The 21,765-nt window shown below is 41.9% G+C and carries 16 protein-coding genes, 2 tRNA genes and 1 pseudogene; 11 read left to right on the plus strand and 8 right to left on the minus strand.

Going from position 1 to position 21,765, the window contains the following annotated elements:
• Positions 1 to 63: 63 nt before the first annotated feature.
• Positions 64 to 882 (minus strand): sulfurtransferase, encoded by an 819-nt coding sequence (locus tag G4P69_RS22215; RefSeq protein WP_208339885.1) that lies wholly within the window; start codon positions 880 to 882, stop codon positions 64 to 66.
• Between the two features lie 202 nt (positions 883 to 1,084).
• On the opposite strand from G4P69_RS22215, the pseudogene G4P69_RS22220 reads away from it, so the two are divergent.
• The 3 genes and pseudogenes from G4P69_RS22220 to glmU form a co-directional block, all read left to right on the plus strand.
• Positions 1,085 to 1,645, plus strand: a pseudogene (locus G4P69_RS22220) (tRNA (5-methylaminomethyl-2-thiouridine)(34)-methyltransferase MnmD); the annotation flags it as partial.
• A gap of 164 nt (positions 1,646 to 1,809) precedes the next feature.
• Positions 1,810 to 3,003 (plus strand): response regulator, encoded by a 1,194-nt coding sequence (locus G4P69_RS22225; protein ID WP_208339887.1) that lies wholly within the window; start codon positions 1,810 to 1,812, stop codon positions 3,001 to 3,003.
• A 185-nt stretch (positions 3,004 to 3,188) separates the two neighbouring features.
• The gene (glmU, locus tag G4P69_RS22230) at positions 3,189 to 4,553 is read left to right on the plus strand and encodes a bifunctional UDP-N-acetylglucosamine diphosphorylase/glucosamine-1-phosphate N-acetyltransferase GlmU (protein ID WP_208339888.1); all 1,365 of its coding nucleotides are present in this window, start codon (positions 3,189 to 3,191) and stop codon (positions 4,551 to 4,553) included.
• A gap of 25 nt (positions 4,554 to 4,578) precedes the next feature.
• Here the strand turns inward: glmU and G4P69_RS22235 are convergent, their stop codons facing one another.
• The 3 genes from G4P69_RS22235 to G4P69_RS22245 all read right to left on the minus strand — a co-directional run bounded on the left by G4P69_RS22235 (position 4,579) and on the right by G4P69_RS22245 (position 8,820).
• Positions 4,579 to 5,538, minus strand: coding sequence for an isoaspartyl peptidase/L-asparaginase (locus G4P69_RS22235; RefSeq protein ID WP_208339889.1), 960 nt, complete (start codon positions 5,536 to 5,538; stop codon positions 4,579 to 4,581).
• A gap of 23 nt (positions 5,539 to 5,561) precedes the next feature.
• On the minus strand, positions 5,562 to 5,732 hold the full coding sequence (locus G4P69_RS22240; RefSeq protein WP_208339890.1) for a DUF2256 domain-containing protein: 171 nt from the start codon (positions 5,730 to 5,732) through the stop codon (positions 5,562 to 5,564).
• A gap of 214 nt (positions 5,733 to 5,946) precedes the next feature.
• Complete coding sequence (locus G4P69_RS22245) at positions 5,947 to 8,820, minus strand: GAF domain-containing protein (RefSeq protein ID WP_208339891.1); 2,874 nt, start codon at positions 8,818 to 8,820, stop codon at positions 5,947 to 5,949.
• Positions 8,821 to 8,884: 64 nt separating this feature from the next.
• Between G4P69_RS22245 and G4P69_RS22250 the strand changes: the two genes are divergently transcribed.
• A complete protein-coding gene (locus G4P69_RS22250) occupies positions 8,885 to 10,024 on the plus strand; it encodes a quinone-dependent dihydroorotate dehydrogenase (RefSeq protein WP_390692849.1) in 1,140 nt (379 codons plus the stop codon).
• Positions 10,025 to 10,141: 117 nt separating this feature from the next.
• Here the strand turns inward: G4P69_RS22250 and G4P69_RS22255 are convergent, their stop codons facing one another.
• The 3 genes from G4P69_RS22255 to G4P69_RS22265 all read right to left on the minus strand — a co-directional run bounded on the left by G4P69_RS22255 (position 10,142) and on the right by G4P69_RS22265 (position 11,801).
• A complete protein-coding gene (locus G4P69_RS22255) occupies positions 10,142 to 10,882 on the minus strand; it encodes a hypothetical protein (RefSeq protein WP_208339893.1) in 741 nt (246 codons plus the stop codon).
• A gap of 168 nt (positions 10,883 to 11,050) precedes the next feature.
• Complete coding sequence (locus G4P69_RS22260; protein WP_243903017.1) at positions 11,051 to 11,401, minus strand: PIN domain-containing protein; 351 nt, start codon at positions 11,399 to 11,401, stop codon at positions 11,051 to 11,053.
• A 97-nt stretch (positions 11,402 to 11,498) separates the two neighbouring features.
• Positions 11,499 to 11,801: a hypothetical protein gene (locus G4P69_RS22265; RefSeq protein ID WP_208339894.1), complete on the minus strand. Its 303-nt coding sequence runs from the start codon at positions 11,799 to 11,801 to the stop codon at positions 11,499 to 11,501.
• A 98-nt stretch (positions 11,802 to 11,899) separates the two neighbouring features.
• Between G4P69_RS22265 and G4P69_RS22270 the strand changes: the two genes are divergently transcribed.
• From G4P69_RS22270 to G4P69_RS22285, 4 genes are all read left to right on the plus strand, one after another.
• Positions 11,900 to 12,067, plus strand: a complete 168-nt coding sequence (locus G4P69_RS22270; protein WP_208339895.1) for a hypothetical protein — start codon at positions 11,900 to 11,902, stop codon at positions 12,065 to 12,067.
• A 314-nt stretch (positions 12,068 to 12,381) separates the two neighbouring features.
• Positions 12,382 to 12,510 (plus strand) — tRNA-OTHER (locus tag G4P69_RS22275).
• A 200-nt stretch (positions 12,511 to 12,710) separates the two neighbouring features.
• Positions 12,711 to 12,831 (plus strand) — tRNA-OTHER (locus G4P69_RS22280).
• Between the two features lie 144 nt (positions 12,832 to 12,975).
• On the plus strand, positions 12,976 to 15,339 hold the full coding sequence (locus tag G4P69_RS22285; RefSeq protein ID WP_208339896.1) for a hybrid sensor histidine kinase/response regulator: 2,364 nt from the start codon (positions 12,976 to 12,978) through the stop codon (positions 15,337 to 15,339).
• A gap of 190 nt (positions 15,340 to 15,529) precedes the next feature.
• Here G4P69_RS22285 and G4P69_RS22290 read toward each other — a convergent pair whose 3' ends face one another.
• Entirely contained in the window at positions 15,530 to 16,657 is a 1,128-nt protein-coding gene (locus tag G4P69_RS22290) for an SPFH domain-containing protein (RefSeq protein ID WP_208339897.1), read from the minus strand.
• 602 nt (positions 16,658 to 17,259) lie between these two features.
• Here G4P69_RS22290 and G4P69_RS22295 point away from each other — a divergent pair.
• From G4P69_RS22295 to gor, 3 genes are all read left to right on the plus strand, one after another.
• Entirely contained in the window at positions 17,260 to 18,672 is a 1,413-nt protein-coding gene (locus tag G4P69_RS22295) for a sugar porter family MFS transporter (protein WP_208339898.1), read from the plus strand.
• 160 nt (positions 18,673 to 18,832) lie between these two features.
• Complete coding sequence (gene gorA / locus G4P69_RS22300; RefSeq protein ID WP_208339899.1) at positions 18,833 to 20,185, plus strand: glutathione-disulfide reductase; 1,353 nt, start codon at positions 18,833 to 18,835, stop codon at positions 20,183 to 20,185.
• Positions 20,186 to 20,371: 186 nt separating this feature from the next.
• Positions 20,372 to 21,751, plus strand: a complete 1,380-nt coding sequence (gor, locus tag G4P69_RS22305; protein WP_208339900.1) for a glutathione-disulfide reductase — start codon at positions 20,372 to 20,374, stop codon at positions 21,749 to 21,751.
• Positions 21,752 to 21,765: the final 14 nt, after the last annotated feature.

Genomic DNA, 21,765 nt, shown 5'->3' on the forward strand with positions numbered 1-21,765 from the left:
CATGCCCCATGCCCCATGCCCCATGCCCTATGCCCCATGCCCTATGCCCCATATCCAATCCCTTCAATAGCTAATCCAATCACTCCAGCTACCAGCATAAAGCTTAGCCTTATGAATCCCAGCTATTTCTAAAGATAGTAAATTTACACAAGCAGTCACACCAGAACCACAATAAACAAAAATCTCTTCTGCATTTTTTAGCTCAGACCAATGATGGCGTTGTTCTTCTGGTGAACGTAGAGAGCCAGTAGCATCTGTAACTTCTAACCAAGGGTAATTTACAGCACCAGGGATATGACCAGCTATTTTATCAATGGGTTCTCTTATACCTAGGTAGCGATCGCTTTCACGTGAATCTACCAAAACTACTCCAGGATTATCTTTGCGACTTTTTACTGCGGTAATATCCACCACCATGTCCGTTTGTAGCTGAGGCACAAAGGTGGCTTTCCGAGATTTAGGAATTATGTCCGTGACGGGATATCCGGCGCTTTGCCATTCCTTAAAACCTCCATCTAGTACCGCCACTTGCTCATGTCCAAAATAACGTAATAACCACCATAAACGAGAGGCAAAGGCAAAACGAGAATCATCGTAAGCCACAACCAAAGTTTTTTGAAAATCAACCCCAATATCTGACAACTTATCAGCTAACCTAGCAGGATCAGGTAAAGGGTGTCTACCGCCGTGCTCAGTGATCGGACTAGAAAGATCCTCATTTAAGTTTAAATAGTAAGCTCCAGTTATATGGCCTAGTTGGTACTGTTGTTGTCCTAGTTGTGGCTCGGCAAGGGAAAAGCGACAATCCACAATAACTAATTGAGGATCCTCAAGGTGTTCAAACAGCCATTTAGTAGAGACAACATAAGGAATTTCAGTCATAGAAAAGAATTCAGAACTTAGGAGTCAGGAGTCAGGAGTCAGAAGTCAGAAGTCAGAAATTTTTCGTCTAGCCTCTAGACAAAAGCATTGTACTTCAGTTGCTGGGCGTGTGTTGTAAGTTGTTAATTGTCAGTAGCGCAAAGCAAAATTAATTTTAGATGGTAGCTTCATTATTAGGCTCCCTGTTATCTCAACACTGTTTATGTCTAATATAGAAAGCTTTATCCCAAAAGCCACAGCAGATGGTTCTTTTACCTTCTTTTCCCAAGAATTCAATGAATTATTTCATAGCCATTATGGCGCACGACAGGAAAGTTTGCTCAAGTTTGTAGATTCTACACAACTGGCAAAAGTAGCCACTCAACCAATGTTACGACTTTTAGATGTTTGTTACGGGTTAGGATACAATACAGCAGCAGCTTTGCAAACTATTTGGGCAGTAAACCCTAACTGTTATGTAGAAGTCATTGGTTTGGAAATTAATCCAGCTGTGCCGCAAGCTGCAATTAAACATAACTTATTCAACAGTTGGGCAAGCGAGTGTGGCGAGATTTTGGCGCAGCTTGCTCATGAGCAGTACGTACAAACAGAAAGATGTACAGCAAAGTTAATAATTGGTGATGCCAGACAATCAATCCAGTTAGTGAACCAATCTAATTTTCGCTGTCACGCTATTTTTCTAGATCCCTTTTCACCACCCCAGTGTCCTCAATTATGGACTATTGAGTTTATTAAACAACTCTCGCTTTCGTTACATCAAGATTGTTATATTTTAGGAAAAAATAAAAAAACTATGCTATGTATGATAAAAACATTAAGCATAAATATACCTTTTCCTGGGGAAAACTCAGAATGAAATATAGTCTAGTACTAAACTAGATTTAAAACTGGACATTTTTAACTGTTTTTCAAAATTGGAGTACCTTTGTGGTGCAATTACAATCCAAGTATACAGGCTCTACCGAACAAGTTATTAATGGGTTTAACGAGCCTATAGTATTCAAAAATGCAGCGGGTTATGCCTCAGATTTATCTGAGCCGGGCTTAACTCTAGCAAGCGATGAAGCTTCATTTCCTTTAGCAAACCCATGTGTTAATTATAGAAAGACTTCCTTATTTGCTAGAACAGTGCAAGAGAATGGTTCTACAGTAAATGGCTTTGATCTAGATGCGCCAAGGGTTTTAGTGGTTGATGACCATACCACAAGTCGTATGACTGCTGTTGCTCTCTTAAAAATGGAGGGTTATGAAGTTATAGAGGCAGAAAGTGGTTACTCCGCTTTAGAATATGTTAGGCAAAAGCAATTGGATTTAATTTTATTGGATGTGATGATGCCCGGAATGAATGGGTTTGAAGTCTGCCAGTTACTCAAGCAGAATGAGCAGACTAGACTTATCCCCGTCATTATCATCACCGCTTTGAATGATAGGCGATCGCGTATTCGGGGAATTGAAATAGGCGCAGATGATTTTATTACTAAACCATTTGACCGTGTAGAACTAGCAGCTAGGGTAAAGTCCTTAGTACAACAGAAGCGTCTAAATGAAGATTTAGATCATGCTGAACAAGTCTTGTTTTCAATTGCGCAAGCAATTGAAAGTCGAGATTCAAATACTGGAGATCACTGCGAACGTTTGGTAAAACTCGGACGGGCTTTTGCGGAATACCTCAACTTTTCACGTTCTCAAATTAGAGATTTAATGTGGGGTGGTTATCTTCATGATATCGGTAAGGTAGGTATTCCTGATGAAGTGCTACTCAACAGAGGTAAACTAACCGCTCAAGAGTGGGAAATTATGAGAGCACATGTTTTGATTGGAGAAAAAATCTGCAAGCCATTGCGTACCATGCGTGGTGTGATTCCTATTATTCGCCATCATCACGAACGTTGGGATGGATCGGGCTATCCTGATGGACTTGTTGGAGATGAGATTCCTTACCTAGCACAAGTTTTTCAAATAATTGATATTTATGATGCCCTAACAAGTGAGCGACCATACAAAAGAGCTTTCACTAAAGACGAAGCAATTGCGGTTATGCAGGAAGAAACAAGCAAGGGTTGGCGCAATCCTACACTAATGAGACAATTTATCGAATTTATTAACTCTTATCAGAGCTAAACGCCGCCCGAAAATAAAAAATCCCCTACAACGTCTGAAAGAAGGGTCCGGTACGGCTAGGTTTATTCACGCCATGTTGTACTAGCTTTTATTGAGAGTTTTGAGGATGAACTGGTATCATTATGGGCCTAAACTCAAATAAGTCAGCACATTCATCGCAATTCACTCAAAGCCAATAGCTAAGTATGATAATTGTAGCAATTTTAGCGGCAGGACGCGGAACACGGATGAAGTCAAATCTACCCAAGGTTTTGCATTCTTTGGGTGGACAAACGCTAATCGAAAGAGTTCTTAACAATTCAAAATCACTTTTACCTTTAAAACAGATAGTGATTGTAGGATATCAGGCTCTTGAAGTGAAAGCAGCTATGCAGTCAATCCTAGACATTGAGTTTGTTGAACAGACTGAACAACTGGGAACAGGTCATGCTATTCAGCAATTACTTCCTCATCTAGAAAACTATACCGGTGATTTACTAGTATTATCCGGGGACGTCCCTCTGTTGCGTACACAAACCCTCGAAGAACTTGTAAAAGTTCATCAAACCCATCAAAATGCCGCAACACTCCTCACGGCTCAGCTGAGTGAGCCTAAAGGCTATGGGCGCGTTTTTTGTGATAGTGATAATATTGTCCAAAAAATTATCGAAGATAAAGATTGCACTCCTGAGCAAAGACAAAATTGCCGCATTAACGCTGGAATCTATTGCTTTAACTGGCCGAGTTTAGCAAAGGTTTTACCACATTTACAGCCAAACAATGCTCAAAAAGAGTATTACTTACCTGATGTTGTAAGCCAGATGGAACCAGTTATGGCTGTCGATGTCAAGGATTACCAAGAAATTCTTGGAATAAATGATCGCTTACAACTGGCGACAGCTTACGAAATTTTACAAAAGCGAGTCAAAGAAAAATGGATGGCAGCTGGTGTTACTTTGATTGACCCTACCAGTGTCACAATAGATGAAACAGTAGAATTACAACCCGATATCATTATTGAACCTCAAACTCACCTACGCGGGAATACATCGATTAAAACAGGAAGTCGTATTGGTCCTGGGAGTTTAGTAGAAAATAGTCAGTTAGGCGAAAATGTTACAGTGCAGTATTCGGTGGTGACAGATAGTATTGTGCAAGAAGGAACTCGGGTTGGTCCTTATGCCCATTTACGTGGTCATGTTGAAGTGGGTAACAGTTGCCGTATAGGTAATTTTGTAGAATTAAAAAACACAAAGCTGGGCGATCGCACTAACGTCGCTCATTTAGCTTATCTAGGCGATACCACTGCTGGAAATCGTGTAAATATCGGCGCAGGCACAATCACTGCAAACTATGATGGTGTGAAAAAACATCGTACCATCTTAGGCAATCATACTAGTACAGGCTCCAATAGCGTTTTAATTGCTCCCTTAACTTTGGGGAATAACGTTTATGTAGCAGCTGGTTCCACAATTTCAAAAGATGTTCCTGATGATTGTCTAGTCATTGCTCGTGCCCGTCAAGTTGTGAAACCAGGTTGGAGCAAAAAGGATAAAACGAAGGAAAGTTGAGTTGGTTGTTGGTCATTTACAACCATTAATCATTGATACAGCCGACTTCTGTCCCAACAACAAGTTCCAAGGTATCACCTATTTTGTTACCGTTATGATAAGCGGCGAGGAGAGCTTGACTGGTTTTCCCCCAAGCGATCGCACCTTGTGCGTCAAGGGCGATCGCGCCAAAATCCCGATGATGTTTACTTGCTTCTGTAAACGTGCGCTCCATCGCCTCTTGGAGGGACATACCGTCAGTGACACGGACCACAATTCGTGCTGCTAAACACTCGTCAATAATGTCCTCTCCAATTCCCGTACAGCTCACAGCTGCGTACTCTGTAGCATAGTTTCCTGCTGGCATGGCAGAATCACTGACACGGCCAATTCGCTCAAATCCTTTGCCACCCGTAGAAGTACCAGAAGCAAGCTTTCCATTTGTATCTAAAGCAACAACACCGATAGTACCACGTCGCGCATTACTCGTTTCCAGTAACTCTTCTTCTGCGACCACTCCTGCCATAGTCCGTTTAAAATTGTCTTGACGCTCTTGTATCCACTCTTGCAATCGCAACTCAGTTAAACAGTTGTAGCTAGGAATTTGCAACTCACGAGCTAGTTCTGCTGCACCAAAATCTGACAAAACTCGATCAGGAGATGTTTGTAAAAATTGTGCTAAATCAATAGGATTTCTAACCCGCGATACATTAATCACACCACTAAAACTGCGAGAAACACCATCCATTAAAGAAGCACTCATACGGACTTGACCGTCTGATTGAAGCACTGAACCAGTACCAGCATTAAAGCAGGGGTCATCTTCTAACAATTGACAACCCCGTACAACAGCCTGTGTGGCACTTAATCCCGATAGTAGTAAAGAATACACTTCTTCAATAATTGGATAAAGTGAACGGCGCACTACCTCAACGCCTCCTTTACTTTTTAGGGAACTACCAGCCCCGCCATGAATAATTAATTTAGGTTGCACTTGTAAAGCCATTTCCCCTTGATATTGTTTGTGTATTAATCAGGATTTGTCTCATTTTTAGCTTCAGAACGTCTCCTTCGGCAACGTTCTGAGCAATATTTCACGTCGTTCCAACAATCTTCCCATTTCTTGCGCCACCTAAAAGGGCGTTGACATACCGGACAGATTTTTGTTGGTAGATCAGATTTAGAACGAACACGTCCCATGGTAATTGCAAATTAGGATTTTATTTCTGTAGTGTAGATAACAGTTACATCTGATACTCTTCAGCATAAAAATCTTACCAAAGAAGAATTTAGGATTTAGGATTCAATGCTGACTCCTGAATCCTGACTCATTTTCATGCTTTTCTAATAGTAGCTTTACTTAAGGCTGAAAACTTAGGCTGGTTTTAGCATACTTGTATGCTCCTATTCCTTGCTATACTTGAACTGCTAATGGTAGTAGCAATAAGCTGACAACTCGACCATCTGGTAACTGATAGAAATGTAATGATCCTCCAATTTGTTGCATGAGTCTTTGGCAAATTAGTAAATGTAGTCCTAGCGATTGCTCGAAAACGGAAGGAGTAAGCATATCTTGAAATGTTTGTTGCTGTAGCTGAGATAGTAGCTGCGGCTCAATCACGCCGTTGTCTGTAATTGACATTTCCAGTGAACGCTCATCGGCTCTGCGGCACCAAATATCAATTCTGCCTCCGACAGTGGAACGTTCACAAGCAGTTTCCAATAATTCATAGAGTATTAGTTCTATTTTGATGACATCCCCGGAGATAGCCAGCGCTTGGTATCTGGAATTTTCAGGTGAAGATGGCTTTTGTATATAGGTTTTTTCTGATACCTGATCTAGGGATTGTTGTCCCAAACCATGAACACCAACCCATAATTTTTTCTGTTGCAGTAAGTTCTCAACTCTTTCCAGTACTCGCTTAATTAAACTCCTAATTGGCATTATTTCCTGGTTAATACGAAACTGCCATTGCTCAAGTTTCATCAAGGTACTCATTGCGGCGGTTGTATTGTCTAATTGCCGTCGCAGTTGTTGGTAATGGACATAAGTCAGTTCTTTATCACGGATTCCCAAATTATGTATTTGTTCTACTAACAATGTTACCTTTGTTTCAAGATTCTCTAAACGACGGTGCTTGTACCAATTCAGTTGTTGTAATTCTTCAGTTTTTGACTGGAGAATTTGGGTAATTTGTAAATTACGGCGGAACCACGCTAGTTGAGTTACTAATGTTTCTATAGCTGTAAAACTTTGTTGTGGCCACTGACGTTCTAAATGGTCTGCTATTAGGATTAAACCAGTAGGTTCATAATTAGCAGCAGTACGTAATACCATAACCAAAATTTGACCAATACTTTGCCCACTCAGCCATTTTTTTGTATTGGGAGGTAAATCATTTATTGTTAGAGGTAATAAACCATCCGTGCTAAGTGTTCGCTGAATCAATACTTCACTTTTCAGTGGGATAGGTGTATCAGAAACAATAGTAAACTGATTATTCGAGATAACTCCAGGTATAATCTCAGCTACATCGTCTCCAGGCATCCAAGATAGCAGTACTACCAAAGGACAGTTAAGAACAGATGCTATTTGTTCCATCGTTGTGCATTCCAAGTGCCGTATAGGCTTGGTATTTGCACTTTGTGCGTGTTTAAGACTACTAAGGTTTTTGTGAAAGCTCAGCAAAATTTTCTGCTGCTGCTGATTGTGCTGGTGAAGTTGCCATTGACGGATAGTTACACCAATCTGCCTACTGATAACTTGTAGTAGTTGCTTTTCTAGCGTTGTCCAACAACGATTGACATCATTTCCAATCAGCAAAAGTGCTTCTGGTACTGGAATATAAGTTTGACCACAGTTACTAATCAGAAGCGATCGCACACCCTTTTCCAGCAAAGGAGAACGCCAGTTAAAAAACTGTAAATCTTCTTCTAAGTTTTCAATACTGACTGCTTCTTTTGTTTGTTGCAAAAGTTCACAATCTACTTGCTTTATCTCGTCGAAAGCAAATGTCAGAGGCTTTTTATTATACGGTTGAGTCTGGTAAAAAATGTCATACTTATTTTGTTGGTGATTGTACTGTAATAGTAAAAACCGTGTAGCGCTAAATCGCTCTAAAACTTTTGCTGCACAATTGCGTAAAACTTCTTCAAGGTCATGCTCATTATAAATAGCCTGAGCAATTTGACTAGTTAATTGAGCATCTTGCTTAATTTTTTTGATAGTGGTTTCCATTCCTTCACCAGGAATGGCTAAAGAGACTAACCCAGCAGCACCTTTGACAAAGTTTTTGTCAGCTTCAGTCCAAATCCTAGGTTCTTTAGATTCCATAGCAAGAAAACCAAGCAAGTCCTTTTGCCAAATGATGGGCGCTACTAAAATTGATCGCACTCGTAGGCGTTCTAAAAGCTTGCCTGTGAAATAACTTTTGAGAGAACTACGCCCTTCCCCAATTGAAACAATTTGATTAACTGATAAAGCATAATAAAAGTCGCTCAACTCCTGCACCGTCATTCCTGGTACTGCTTGTTGATTGTTGCTTCCCAATACCAAATTAGGAAGCTGATTACTTACTCGCAACCAAAAGTAGCGCTTTTGTGGCTCAAACCAGTAAATATTTGTACGGGTAGGTAGCACAAATTTATGAGTGGCTTGTACTACTGCTTCTAATTTTTGAGTTAGGTTCGGTAAAGTACGTAAATTTTCTAGTAACTCCAGTAACGGCTCATCAGCACGCCTAGTCTGCTGATGATGCAACTCTATTTCAATCCGGTAAAGGGCTGCTCCCAGTTCACCCAAAACCATCATTAGTCGTGCCTTTGCTTCACCAGCTAGTAGGTAGCCCCAGCGCCTCGAACCTAGCAGCACTAATCCTAAACAGCGGTCTTTATAGCGGATTGGTAAAATAATCGTGCCCTGAATATTAAACTTGTGTGCGAGATCTAGCCATTCTTGTGCACGCTTTTCGGTTCTTAAATCCGCTAATCCCAAAGGATTTTGGGATATAACCACTTGCTCTAATAGATCACCTGGACTAAGAACCAATCTTTGTTGTAAAACAGCGGTGTCCTTACTAGGTGTGATACCACCTTTCCCAATTAGTATGTGGTTGAGGCGATCATATAAAGCAATCCAAATGAGGCTGTAGTTAAAGTGTTCCTTGAGATAAGAAATAGTAGTTTCAATCAGAACGTCAACATGATCTTCTTCTCGCAAGCTTTGGAGAACACGTGCTAATGGAAGGATCTGTTGCTCGGCGGCGTCTCGCTTTTTTGGCTGCCCCATCTGATTATCGGTTAGGTTAACTTGTTACTATATAAGATGCCCAAAATAAACGAAATTGAATAATCTGTATCAACTTTTAGTTCGTCCACTTTTATTCTCTGTACTCAAAACAGATCCAGAGTGGTTACATCAGCAGACAATTCGTAGTTTAAGCTGGCTCGGACAGACGTCCTATCGTCCACCTGTTAGTTCGATCAAAAGCAGCTTACAGCGATCTTTATGTCTACGTGATTCGCGTTTGGAACAAAATCTTTTTGGCTTACACTTTCCTAATCCTGTAGGTTTAGCAGCTGGGTTTGACAAAGATGGTGTAGCAACTCCAATTTGGTCAAGTCTTGGTTTTGGTTTTGCAGAAGTAGGAACTGTCACTTCTCTAGCACAGCCAGGAAACCCTCGTCCTAGATTGTTTCGCTTACCTTCCGACAAGGCAGCACTTAACCGTATGGGTTTTAATAACGGTGGAGCCAATGCAATGGCAGAAAGGTTAGCACAGGTTAATAAGGAGTTAACCCTATCAATACCTATAGGGATAAATTTAGGTAAATCAAAGGTGACACCCCTAGAAGAAGCTGGAAAGGATTATCTGAGTAGTTTTCGCTTACTTAAAAATTATGGGGATTATTTTGTTGTTAATGTATCTTCCCCAAATACCCCAGGTTTGCGATCGCTCCAAGATGCGGCTATGTTAAGTTCTATCTTGAACGCTATACAAGAGGAAAATGATTCACACAAACCTCTATTTGTCAAGATAGCTCCAGATTTGGAATGGGAAGCGATCGCTGACATTCTAACCCTGGCTAAAAATTATCAACTAGCTGGCATTATTGCTACTAACACCACCATTCGCCGGGATGGACTGTTAACCCAAACAATAACTCAAACCGGTAAACCCGTCCAAGAAGAAGCTGGTGGTATTAGTGGTGCGCCGTTACGCGATCGCTCTACACAAGTCATTCGGTTTATTTGGGAGCAGACTCAAGGACAAATCCCAATTATTGGTGTTGGCGGTATTTTTACCCCTGAAGATGCTTGGGAGAAGATTACTGCTGGCGCTTGCTTAATCCAAGTTTACACAGGGTGGATTTATGAAGGTCCTCTCATGGTACGCCATATTCTTAAAGGTCTAATCTCTTTATTAGAACAAAGTGGGTTAAATTCTATTTCTGAGGCTGTAGGTATAAAAAATAAAACCAATATCGGTTAACCTTTTTGCTTTTAAGATTGGGAGAACGATAGAGTCGGATTGTTTACATAATCCGACTCTATCTCGGTATTTAGGGCTTTGTGCCATCTTTATGGAGTTGATAGCTGGGTTTGCCTTCTAACTTTTTTTGTCTTCTTGCGGAAAAAACTCCTTAGTTTTTCTAGAGTATGCCCAAGCAATGCCGTCTGGATCTTTACCTCGACTCCACTCCGGAAAATCTGGATCTTCTCTACGCTTATAAACTGTGCTTGAATAAACATTTAACCGTTTAGCAAGCTCAGATTGAATCAGAGAGCCAAAAACCAACTGTTTTTCCAGTGGTTGTTTTACTTCCTCGTAAGTTGTCTGTGGTGGTGGTGATTCTGTTTCTTGTTCTTGCTCTTGTTCCTGCTCGTGCTTAAGCTCTGGTGGTTCTAAAAGTGGTAAAACGCTAGCTACTGGATGAGGAGGAAGTTCTTTAGGCGGCTCACTACTATCAAGTATGCTGCCCAAAGCACTAGCAGTCATAAAGTAGTACACTTGACCGTCATTTTCAGAGCCAAGAGCGCTTGCGCCAAACTCCCTTGCCTTATTCAGTAGGTAACGTTTTGCTTTCTCTCCAGAAAAATTTCCCTTGATTGCCAAGTCAATTGGTGTAATCTTCCCTTGGTTTTCCCGAACCAGTTGGTTAAAGATCGGGTTAACTTCGACACACCATTTTTGCCATTTATAGTACTGCCAGAGGTTGAAAAATAAGACTAGTAGGATTCCCGCTAGCCAAATTTTCCAAGTGGCAACAAGGAAAATGATTAAAAACGAGATTGGCAAAAGTAGAACGAGAAAACCCTTGCCGTAGCTTTCTATTGTTTTTTCACTCATGCCGATTTTTGCCAAAAGGCTTCTCGGAAAATTATAATATCATCTTGGCAAAAATTGGCGCTCTTGTTTACAGCTTGTGATTTTTTGCCGAAATTTTCCTGGCAAACTTCCCAATCTGGAGTTTGGACTAAAAGCTTAGCTAATCAGCTAGAAGCCCGACGTCTCATCTTAGACGATGGATTGCCAGTCCAACGCTGTAACAAGGCGAGACAGATGAGACACGTTCGTTGTCGCAACAATCACTTCTTTTGCCTCATTGCATAGAAGGCGAGTCTGAGCAGAGAGAATTACATCCCCATCTAACGCTTTGGGATCTGCGGTGGGCTGTCCCGTTTTCCTCACCTGTGCCCACAATTCAGCCGCCAAAAGCATAGTCTCTGTTTGAATTGGGATGTAATCGAGCGTTTGCTTCAATTTGTCAAGCCTCCGCAAACTTGGCAACAGACCTGCGCGGAGAAGTTCACGACGAACTTCATAATCTGAAATCTCAGGAATAGCAACCCGCTCTCCCCGCCGCAAGAGGGATTTTAGCCATAGTTGGCAATCGAGGGGAAGCCTTTAGCTTTGGGATTCGTTACCATTCCGAGTGGTCCAGCATCCAGCAAAATCAAACGATTCATGGGAATAGGGGGCGATCAGATAATCGATCTTCGTCGAGAGCAGTTTTCAAAAAATCCCAAGCTTGCTGATGTTCAGATGCATCCTCATCTTCATCCAGCCAAGAATCTAGAAGATCGATTGCAGCTTGATTTTTCCGTGCTTGCTCAATATTGATCACAGGTGGGGCGGTTGATGTAATCTTTTGTCGAAACTGGCGCAAAGTATCTAGTAAATCTCCCCAGTACTCTCTAGGAGTTGCCTCAATTTCATGAAGCAGCAATTCAAAAGATGCTGGAGGTGAACTAGAACGATCTGCCATAGATGAGAATCACCGGTCTTATTTACAGCCTAATTTTAACGCATCATTATCGTGTCCGGTTGAATGCCCATAGTTAAGACCGACGCACACCTTAGAGGGTGATACGCTCACGCGAGCGCCTCAAAGTTGCTTACGTACTCCTGAGCCATGAGTCAAAAATCCCAACAGCCATGAAAGAACAGATAAAACCGACACCACGAACGGGCAACACAGCCAAGCCAACAGCATTTGGTGTGATTCGGCTGTTGCCCAGCAGCTTTCGCTAATTGACGAGAGCCGCAGCCCTCTCTGAGGATGACGTGCTTTTGCAGATTTGTAGCTTTACACATTTATATGTAGTGGGGAAGATGGAGCGGCATAATAGGCTATCTCGATCTATAATTTCCCACCCACTTGACACCAGGTAGTCTTATAATACATAATGTATTATAAGAAGGATATCAAGACTGAAATGCCTTAAGACTCGCTGCTTCATAGAACAGAGAGTGTCAAAAAGCATTAACTATCTTGCTTAATTCTTCATCAAAACATTAGTAAAAACCCTTTGGTCAAAAGCTAAACTTACGGATCAAACTTGTATGTGGCAAATAGCTCAACGGTAGAGCGCCGTTTGCCTGAAAAGGACGAAAGAATTGAGGGTTATCGCTTTTAACGATTACCCCCCTTGATTCGCTGGAGATGCGGGTTCAAATCCCGCTTTGCTACACCAAAATCAATTAAAAAAGAATTCAGAAGTCAGAATTCAGGAGTCAGAATCCATTGGTGATTCAGATCTCCATTAATTGTAGACAACGTATAGACGATCGGGATTTAAACCCCTTTACTCATAAGCCAGTCTTACTTAGGTAAATTCTGGCTCCTGACTACTGACTCCTGAGTTCTTTGTGTTAAAAGTTTTTAATTCTCATGTGGTGGGTAGCTCAATTGGCAGAGCGCTACATCTTTGTTCACCCCTTGCCTGTAAAGGACGAAGAATGAAGGTTATCGATTAGGGTTCGAGAGGTTGCGGGTTCGAGTCCCGCTCCACCACTATTCAGTGAACAGTAAACAGTTATCAGTAATCAAGGTATATGGTGCAGTGTTAATAGATAGCTGCTGCTGCTCCTAATAACTGATAACTGATAACTGATTCGCCACCTTCCTTTTTTGCCCGCAAGGGCTGGGAGTTTCACAAATGAACTACAAATTCTTCACGCAAAAAAAGACACCACAATCCCAGCCAATTCCTGGACGAGAAGCAGAAATGATCCAGGGACGCTCTGGGGGTTGGATGTTTGATGCTGGTATTTGGAAGATGCTGCGGCGCTGTTTACTTATTGGTACAGCACACATAGGACTAGATGGACAATGGTTACTAGTCAACCAAAATCTTTGTGACATTTTAGGTTATACGCCTGAAGAATTGAATCTGCTAACTTTCAAACAGATCATACATCCTGACAAGGGGAATCTAGATTGGAAGTCCGTTGTCCGAATATTGGCTAGTGAAAGCCAAACCTATTGTGTAGAAACACGTTATCTTCGTCGAGACAATACTCATATTTGGATTAATTTAAACTTCTCAGTAGTTCACTCTTCGTCGGGTGAACTAGAATATTTTATCTGTGTTTTTCAAGATATCACCGCTAGCAAACGAGAACAAGCCGCCTTGCTCGAAAGTGAGGAGCAGCGCAGGCTTGTTCTGGATTTGACCAACACTGGTCTTTGGGACTGGGATCTCACTACAGGTGAAATAACCTGGAACGTGAATCACTATCGTTTACTCGGTTTAATACCAAACTCTGTTCAACCCAGTTATCAGATCTGGCGCGATCGCGTTGATCCTCAAGACATTGACCAAGTTGAACAGGCAATTAACTATGCTCTGGCTAACCAGACGAAATACGAAATTGATTATCGTGTGGTTCATCCTGATGGTAGCAATCATTGGGTAATGGTTAGGGGTCGAGGACTTTATGACGAGTCTGGTCAAGCAGTGCGGATGATAGGGATGGTTTTTGATATCAGTGAGCGCAAATTAGCCCAGGAAAAAATCTATGAACAAGCTGCCTTAATTGATGTTGCTACCGATGCGATTTTTGTCCATGATTTAGAAAATTGCATTCTGTTTTGGAGTCGAGGCGCTGAGCGCTTGTACGGTTGGACAGCACAGGAAAGTTTTGGCAAAAAAGCTGACGAAATCTTCTCTAGAGAATCATTATCGCAACTAAAAGTAGGACTTGAGACTACTATCGGACAAGGTTCTTGGCAAGGTGAGTTAGAGCAAGTCACCAAAACTGGTAGAGAAATTATCGTGGAAAGTCGTTGGGCGCTGGTGCGCGATGAAGTGGGACAACCGAAAGCTATTCTGGTCGTAAGTACAGATATTACCCAAAAGAAACAACTGGAAGCTCAGTTTTTGCGGGTTCAACGACTAGAAAGTGTGGGTATCCTCGCCAGTGGTATTGCTCACGACCTTAACAACATCTTTACACCGATTATAACAGTTGCACAACTGCTACCACGGAAATTTCCCAACACAGATGAACGCACTAATCAAATGCTGCGCATCCTTAACAGTAGTGCTAGTCGGGGCGCCGATTTAGTTCAGCAGATTCTGTCTTTTGGACGCGGGAACGAGGGGCGAAAAATGAGCCTGCAAATCGGGCACTTGGTGCTTGAAGTAGCGAAGATCGCGCTTGAAACGTTTCCCAAAGAGATCCTCATTCACTCGGACGTTTCAACGAGAGATTTGTGGACGGTGGTTGGTGACGCGACTCAACTTCATCAGGTATTCATGAACCTGTGCGTTAATGCCCGCGATGCCATGCCGAACGGCGGAACTTTGAACCTGGTGGCTTCTAATTGTGTGATCGATTCGACCTATACCCAAATGGATCTAGAAGCTCAAGTTGGTGACTACGTTGTGGTGACAATTTCGGATACGGGAACGGGAATACCAAAAGAAATCCTTGAGCGAATTTTTGATCCGTTCTTCACTACCAAAGAACTAGGAAAAGGTACTGGGCTGGGACTGTCTACTGTGCGTGGTATTGTTAAAAACCACGGCGGCTGGGTGAATGTTTACAGTGAGGTGGTCAAAGGCACAGCTTTTAAGGTTTATTTACCAGCCCAAACAGATCAATTGAAGATTGAATCAACTGAAGCAAAACAGCTACATATGGGGCAAGGGGAGTTAGTTTTGGTTGTGGATGATGAAAAGTTAATTCAACAATCGATGAAAAGCACATTGTCAGAATACAATTACAAAACCCTCATAGCTTTCGATGGAATCGATGCGATCGCCCTTTATGCCCAACATGGTGATGAAATTGATGTGGTGCTGATGGATATGATGATGCCAACGATGGATGGACTAACGGCAATCCGTACGTTAAAGCAACTGAATCCTGCTGTCAAAATTATCGCCACAAGCGGATTAATTTCAAATCTCCAGTACATGGAAACCCCACAAACCAAAGTCGCAGCTTTTTTACCGAAGCCTTATACCGTCCACGAATTGTTGATCATCTTGCACCAAGTTTTGCATGAACACTAGTACCGCTTCGCGAAAGTCAAAAGTCAAAAGTCAAAAGTCAAAATTGTTATATATCAAGGCTTTTGGCTATTTGAAATGGTCTACTTATTTCTGCCGAGGTGTACTAGTTCTTGAATCGACAGCGTAAGCCCCTACTGGTTCATGCCGAATATTCTTTGAATCTCTATAAAGACTTGGTTTGGTTGCGCTTTCAACTCTTTTGGTGATCAACTTCAAACGTCCATATCTGACTACCAATTTTGATGATGTTTCCCGGATTTAGGGAAACTGGTTGTTTTGGGACTAGTCGCTGTCCATCTACAAAAGTGCCATTAGAACTGCCTAGATCAATCAGTTCGTATTTAGTTGTACCTTTATCGATGACTTTAAGAATTTGGGCATGATGGCGAGAAGAAAGATTGTCATCAAGAACGAGTGTGTTGACAGGTTCTCGCCCTATGGTAAAAGGGCTATTTGACAAAATAGCGATCGCGCCCGAAGAGTTATTGACTAACCGTGCTATTGGATCTGGTTTAGAATGTGGGTCAATAACTGTTGGAGGAAGCGTATAGCTATCTCTCGTTGGAAGACTGGGCTGAGTATATGCTTGACCTTCAATAGCAGCATTTTTCCCTTCTAAAATCGCATTGATAGCAGGGTCAATAGAGTTAGGTTTTTGACCAGAAAAAATATTGATTTGTTGTCCAGGCGGTGATATAATGTCAGGCCTACCTGCTTGAGCTATCTGAGCTTGTAAAGCTGCTTGATGTTCAGCTTGTTGTCGAGCGCTCATACCCTCGACTTGACGAATGATACCAGTACCTTGAGGGAAGCTAATATCATTTACCCGCACATCTTCTAGAGAAAAGCCTAAAGAATAGGAAACTTCGGTATTTTCAAGGATAGATCTCCGGATATGGGCTCTCCCTTGAGCTATTAATTGTTCAACACTTAATTGGCCAATGGCTAGCCCCAGAGTATCTTTGACCGCACTTATAAGGGCTGCAATGGGCTCAGATAATTCTAAGGCCACCCTCTTAGGGTCAACCACCTGATACATTACATTAAGCGAAACGTTAATTAAATACTGGTCTTTTGATAAAAAATCTCCCTGAGACACAATGTCCAAGTTGCGGATTTTAGTGTCTACTAGCATCAGTTCACTTTCTTCTAGTAATGGTAAAGCAAAGGTAAAATGACGCCCTGGGAGCAATGTCCGCACGAGGCGACCATTTTTGACTAACAAGCCTGTATAACCTGCCCCAATAAACTCCATACTCCAACCGACTAAGCGGTCTGGGATAAACGTTTCTATCAAAGGAGTAGATTCAGTGGACATTAAACTGTACCTAGAAGAGTGGAGTGATAACTCTTTAGTCTAAGAGTAACAAACAATCTTAAAACTACGCTAGCAGCAGCCTCAAGACCGCTTTGCTAAGTTTTGTATCTGAATATATATTGTAACTTAAAGTAACTGTTTTTTGCTTTCTGTACAAAATTAAGATAAAATCATATGCCCTATTTATGTATAGCTAACCATCATAAGCATAGGTGTGCTTCAACTGCTATCCACATGATTTTATAAATATACCTATCTAGTTAGATGTGGTCTATTAAGAACTAATATTAATTTTATGAAAGATAACCATAACTCGATGAAGTAATATTTCGTCTGAGATATGTGATCATTTTTGAACTAATTTGATTTGTTCAAAAAAATGCTCGAATTAAATTCGTTTCTGTCATCAATGCTTCAGGCTAGGAAACGAGACAGTCAGTTGTGAAATCAAGCAGCCTCTTAGAAGTAAGAGGTGTATTTTGATTTTTGAACAGGTTAAATAGCTAGCTTTTGTTGCTTTGTTTACAAGTGTAAACAAAGAATAACTTTTTTGCAACTTCATTTAGTTTTAATCAAATAATAATTACTACAGAAAGGAAAAAATGACATTAAGAGAACCAGCTATTAGAAGCAGAAAAAATGTTTCTTTTGTTATTACAATTTCTGGCGCTGCCGCACTAGGTGGCTTTTTGTTCGGTTTCGATACAGCGGTGATTAACGGTGCCGTTACGGCTTTGTCAAAGGCGTTTAATGCCAATAGTGTAATGACAGGTTTTGCCGTATCCTGTGCGTTACTAGGGTCTGCTGTGGGGGCATTTATAGCAGGACCACTTGCAGATAGACAAGGTCGCATCAGAACAATGTTAGCTGCTGCGGTGTTATTCACAGTGGGCGGTTTTGGTTCTGGAATTGCCTTTGGTATTTGGGACTTTATTTTTTGGCGGACATTGGGGGGAATTGCTGTTGGGATGGCGAGTGTCATTGCGCCTGCTTATATTGCGGAGGTTGCACCAGCGGATTTACGCGGGAGACTGGGTTCATTACAGCAGCTAGCAATTGTTATAGGAATTTTTCTAGCTCTACTTAGTGACTACTTTATTGCCTTGATTTCAGGGGGTTCAGCAGAAGGAACTCTGTTGTTTGGAATTCCTGCATGGCGTTGGATGTTATGGACGGAAGTTCCTCCTGCAGTTGTGTATGGAGTTTCTGCTTTGATGATTCCTGAATCACCTAGATACTTAGTTGCACAAAAAAGGTATGACGAAGCGGCTAAAGTTTTAGGAGAAATCGAAGGCGGTGATATCAGAGCAAAAGTAGAAGAGATTCGCCAAACTGTTTTGACAGAAAGGAAGCCCAAGTTCTCAGATCTGTTGAGTCGAAGCGGAGGATTGCTACCAATCGTTTGGATTGGGATGGGGCTGTCTATTCTCCAGCAGTTCGTGGGTATCAATGTGATTTTCTACTACAGCAGTGTTTTGTGGCAAGCAGTTGGATTCTCAGAAAAAAATTCCTTGCTAATTACCGCGATTACTGGAGTTGTCAATATTTTAACGACCTTAATTGCGATCGCCTTCGTTGACAAAGCCGGTCGTAAGCCTCTACTCATAGTTGGTTCAATCGGGATGACCATAACTTTGGGAACCTTAGCGTATGTATTTGGGCACGCTGCGATTAATCCCGCTACAGGCAATCCTACTCTACCCGGTTCGTCAGGAATTATTGCTCTTGTGGCTGCAAACTTGTACGTTGTTTGTTTTGGGTTTTCTTGGGGACCAATGGTTTGGGTGTTGTTGGGCGAGATATTTAACAATAAAATTCGCGCCGCAGCCCTTTCTCTCGCAGCAGCAGTTCAGTGGATTGCTAACTTTATTGTTTCCACTACATTTCCACCCTTACTCAAGTCCTTTGGATTAGGCTCTGCTTATGCTATTTATACAGTCGCATCAGCAATTTCTATCTTTTTTGTAGCTTTTTTGGTCAGGGAAACAAAAGGGAAGGAATTAGAGGAAATGTAAGGTCAAGGGAAGCAGGGAGCAGGGGAAGAATTAAACCCAGTACCCAATTCCCAATCCCCAATCCGATATAAAAAATTAAAGTCTAGATAGATGCTGGTGTCACGGGAAACAGCGAGAATAGAAGAATATTATCCTTCGCTCTTCATTCTTCCCAAAAGCCATGACATTTGATTATGACCTGTTTGTCATCGGTGCTGGTCCTGGAGGGCTAGCAGCAGCCAAAAAAGCAGCTAGCTACGGTGCACGTGTTGCTATTGCCGAAAAAGAAGCCCTTGGGGGTACTTGTGTAAATCGCGGATGCGTTCCCAAAAAACTTATTGTCCACGCAGCTGATGTCGCCTTACAAAATCAAATGGCGTATAGCTACGGGTGGAGTGATTCTCAAACTACGTTTGACTGGACGAAATTCATCAAGTCAGTGCATCAGCATATCGAAAGTATTCACCGCTCATCTGATGAGCAGTTGCAAAAAGCTGGAATTGAACTCATTCGGGGTCAAGCAACTTTTAGTGATCCTCACACTATTAAGGTTAACGAAAACAAAGTAACAGCCGACAAGATTTTAATTGCTGTAGGTGCACAACCTATCCAGCCAAAAATCCCAGGCATAGAGTACTCTATAACCTCTCGTGAAATGTTTCATTTACCGTATCTGCCCAAACGGTTGGCAATTATTGGGGGTGGCTATGTTGGTGTAGAATTCTCCAGTATGATGAAGGCTTTCGGTTGTCAGGTCACAATTATTGAGCAAGATGAAATGGTTCTATCAGGGTTTGATGAGGATCTCCGTCGCGGTGTTCAAGAAGGTTTAACCAAACGCTCGATCCGCTTTATTGGCAACAGTAATGCGAAACAAATCAAATACGCAGAAGAGTCTTTCTTGTTAACTCTTGCTGGTAGCTCCCAGCAAATAGTAACAGCAGATACCATCCTTGTTGCTACAGGTCGTGCGCCAAACACCAAAGATCTGGGTTTGGAAAACGCAGGAGTTGAACTAGGCGAAAAAGGCGCAATCAAAGTAGATGAGTACAACTGCACAACTCAGGAAAATATTTTTGCAGTTGGTGATTGTACCAATCGCTTGCCATTGACCCCAGTTGCTAGGTCAGAAGGTGTTGCTTTTGCCAATAGAGTATTTGGCAAAAAACCACAAAAATTGAATTATGATTATGTTCCAAGTGCTGTTTTTGCACGTCCAGAAGCAGCAAGTGTGGGACTAACAGAAGCAAAAGCGCGGGAAAAATTTGGTGACTCTGTTAAATGTTACCGAGATCGCTTTCAACCACTTTTTTCGCAACTGACGAAAGATGGAGAGCAAGCTACGATCAAGTTAGTAGTTGAGGGCGAATCCGAGCGCGTCTTAGGCGCTCATATGGTTGGTGAACATGCAGCAGATATCATTCAAACTTTGACTGTCGCTATCCGCAAGGGTATCACCAAGCAAGACCTAGATCAAACAATTGGGATCCATCCGACAACGGCTGAGGAGTTTTATCTCATTGATTGTCAATAACAGATTGGTCAGTCTTGCTTGAATAGCCTTTGAAAAGAAGAATTCAGGAGGAGCCAGTACTCAACTAGGGTTTCCCGGCATAAAGCATCTGGCGTTCAGGATTCAGGATTCAGCCTTTATTCTGACTCCTGAATTCTGACTTCTGACTTCTTCTTCAAAATTTCTTTCACAAGGAACACCTGAGTTATGAGCTATGATTACGACCTGTTTGTTATTGGTGCTGGTTCTGGGGGTTTAGCAGCTTCTAAACGCGCGGCTAGCTACGGAGCAAAAGTAGCGATCGCGGAACAAGACTTAGTCGGTGGTACTTGTGTGATTCGTGGCTGTATTCCCAAAAAACTTATGGTCTATGGCTCTGACTTTCCTGCGTTGTTTCGTAACGCGGCGGGCTATGGCTGGAAAGTTGGTGACACTCAATTAGACTGGGAATATCTTATAACAGCTATAGATAAAGAAGTTAGGCGACTGTCGCAATTGCATATAACCTTCTTAGAAAAAGCAGGGGTTGAACTCATAAAGAGCCGCGCCACAATATTTGACTCCCATACCGTAGAGGTTGATGGACGCAAAGTGACAGCAGAGAAAATTTTAATTGCTGTTGGGGGACGCCCTGCCAAACCAGATATTCCCGGTAATGAATATGCTATTACCTCTAACGAAATGTTTAACCTAAAAACTCAGCCAAAGCACATTATCATTATTGGTGCTGGTTATATCGGGACTGAGTTTGCTGGTATCATGCATGGCTTGGGTAGTGAAGTCACACAAATTCTTCGTAAAGAGGTGATTTTGAAAGGCTTTGATGAAGATATTAGCTCTGGAGTCCAGGAAGCGATGATCAATCATGGCATTCGGCTCATCCCCAATTCGGAAATGAAAGCCATTGAACCTGTACCTGAAGGTTTGAAGCTAACGTTGTCTGGAGAACAAGAAGAATCAGTAACCGCCGATGTGATCCTTATGGCAACTGGTCGAATTCCTGATGTACAAGGATTGGGTCTGGAAAACGCAGGAGTAGAGGTTGTCGCTAGTTCTATGGAAGGTCACGGATACGGCACTATGAACGCGATCGCTGTTAACGAATATAGTCAAACATCTCAGGAAAGTATTTTTGCTGTAGGTGATGTCACTGATAGAATGAACTTAACTCCTGTAGCAATAGGCGAAGGTCGTGCTTTTGCGGACAGCGAATTTGGTAACAACCGCCGGATTTTTAGTCACAGTGATGTACCCACAGCTATATTTTCTAATCCTGAAGCCTCTACGGTTGGGTTGACAGAAGCTGAAGCTAGAAGCACTCTTGGTGATGATCGAGTAAAAATCTATCGCTCTCGTTTTCGTCCCTTATTCCATAACCTGACAGGTGAGCAAGAAAAAACCATGATGAAGTTGGTTGTAGATACCAACACCGATAAAGTACTAGGTGCTCACATGGTTGGAGAAAACGCAGCTGAAATTATGCAAGGTGTGGCGATCGCGGTGAAAATGGGTGCTACTAAAAAAGACTTTGACTCGACTGTTGGTATCCATCCCTCAGCAGCAGAAGAATTTGTAACTATGCGTTAAGAAAAGTTGTTAAT

Source organism: Aetokthonos hydrillicola CCALA 1050 (genome assembly GCF_017591665.1).
GTDB classification, from domain to species: Bacteria; Cyanobacteriota; Cyanobacteriia; order Cyanobacteriales; family Nostocaceae; genus Aetokthonos; species Aetokthonos hydrillicola.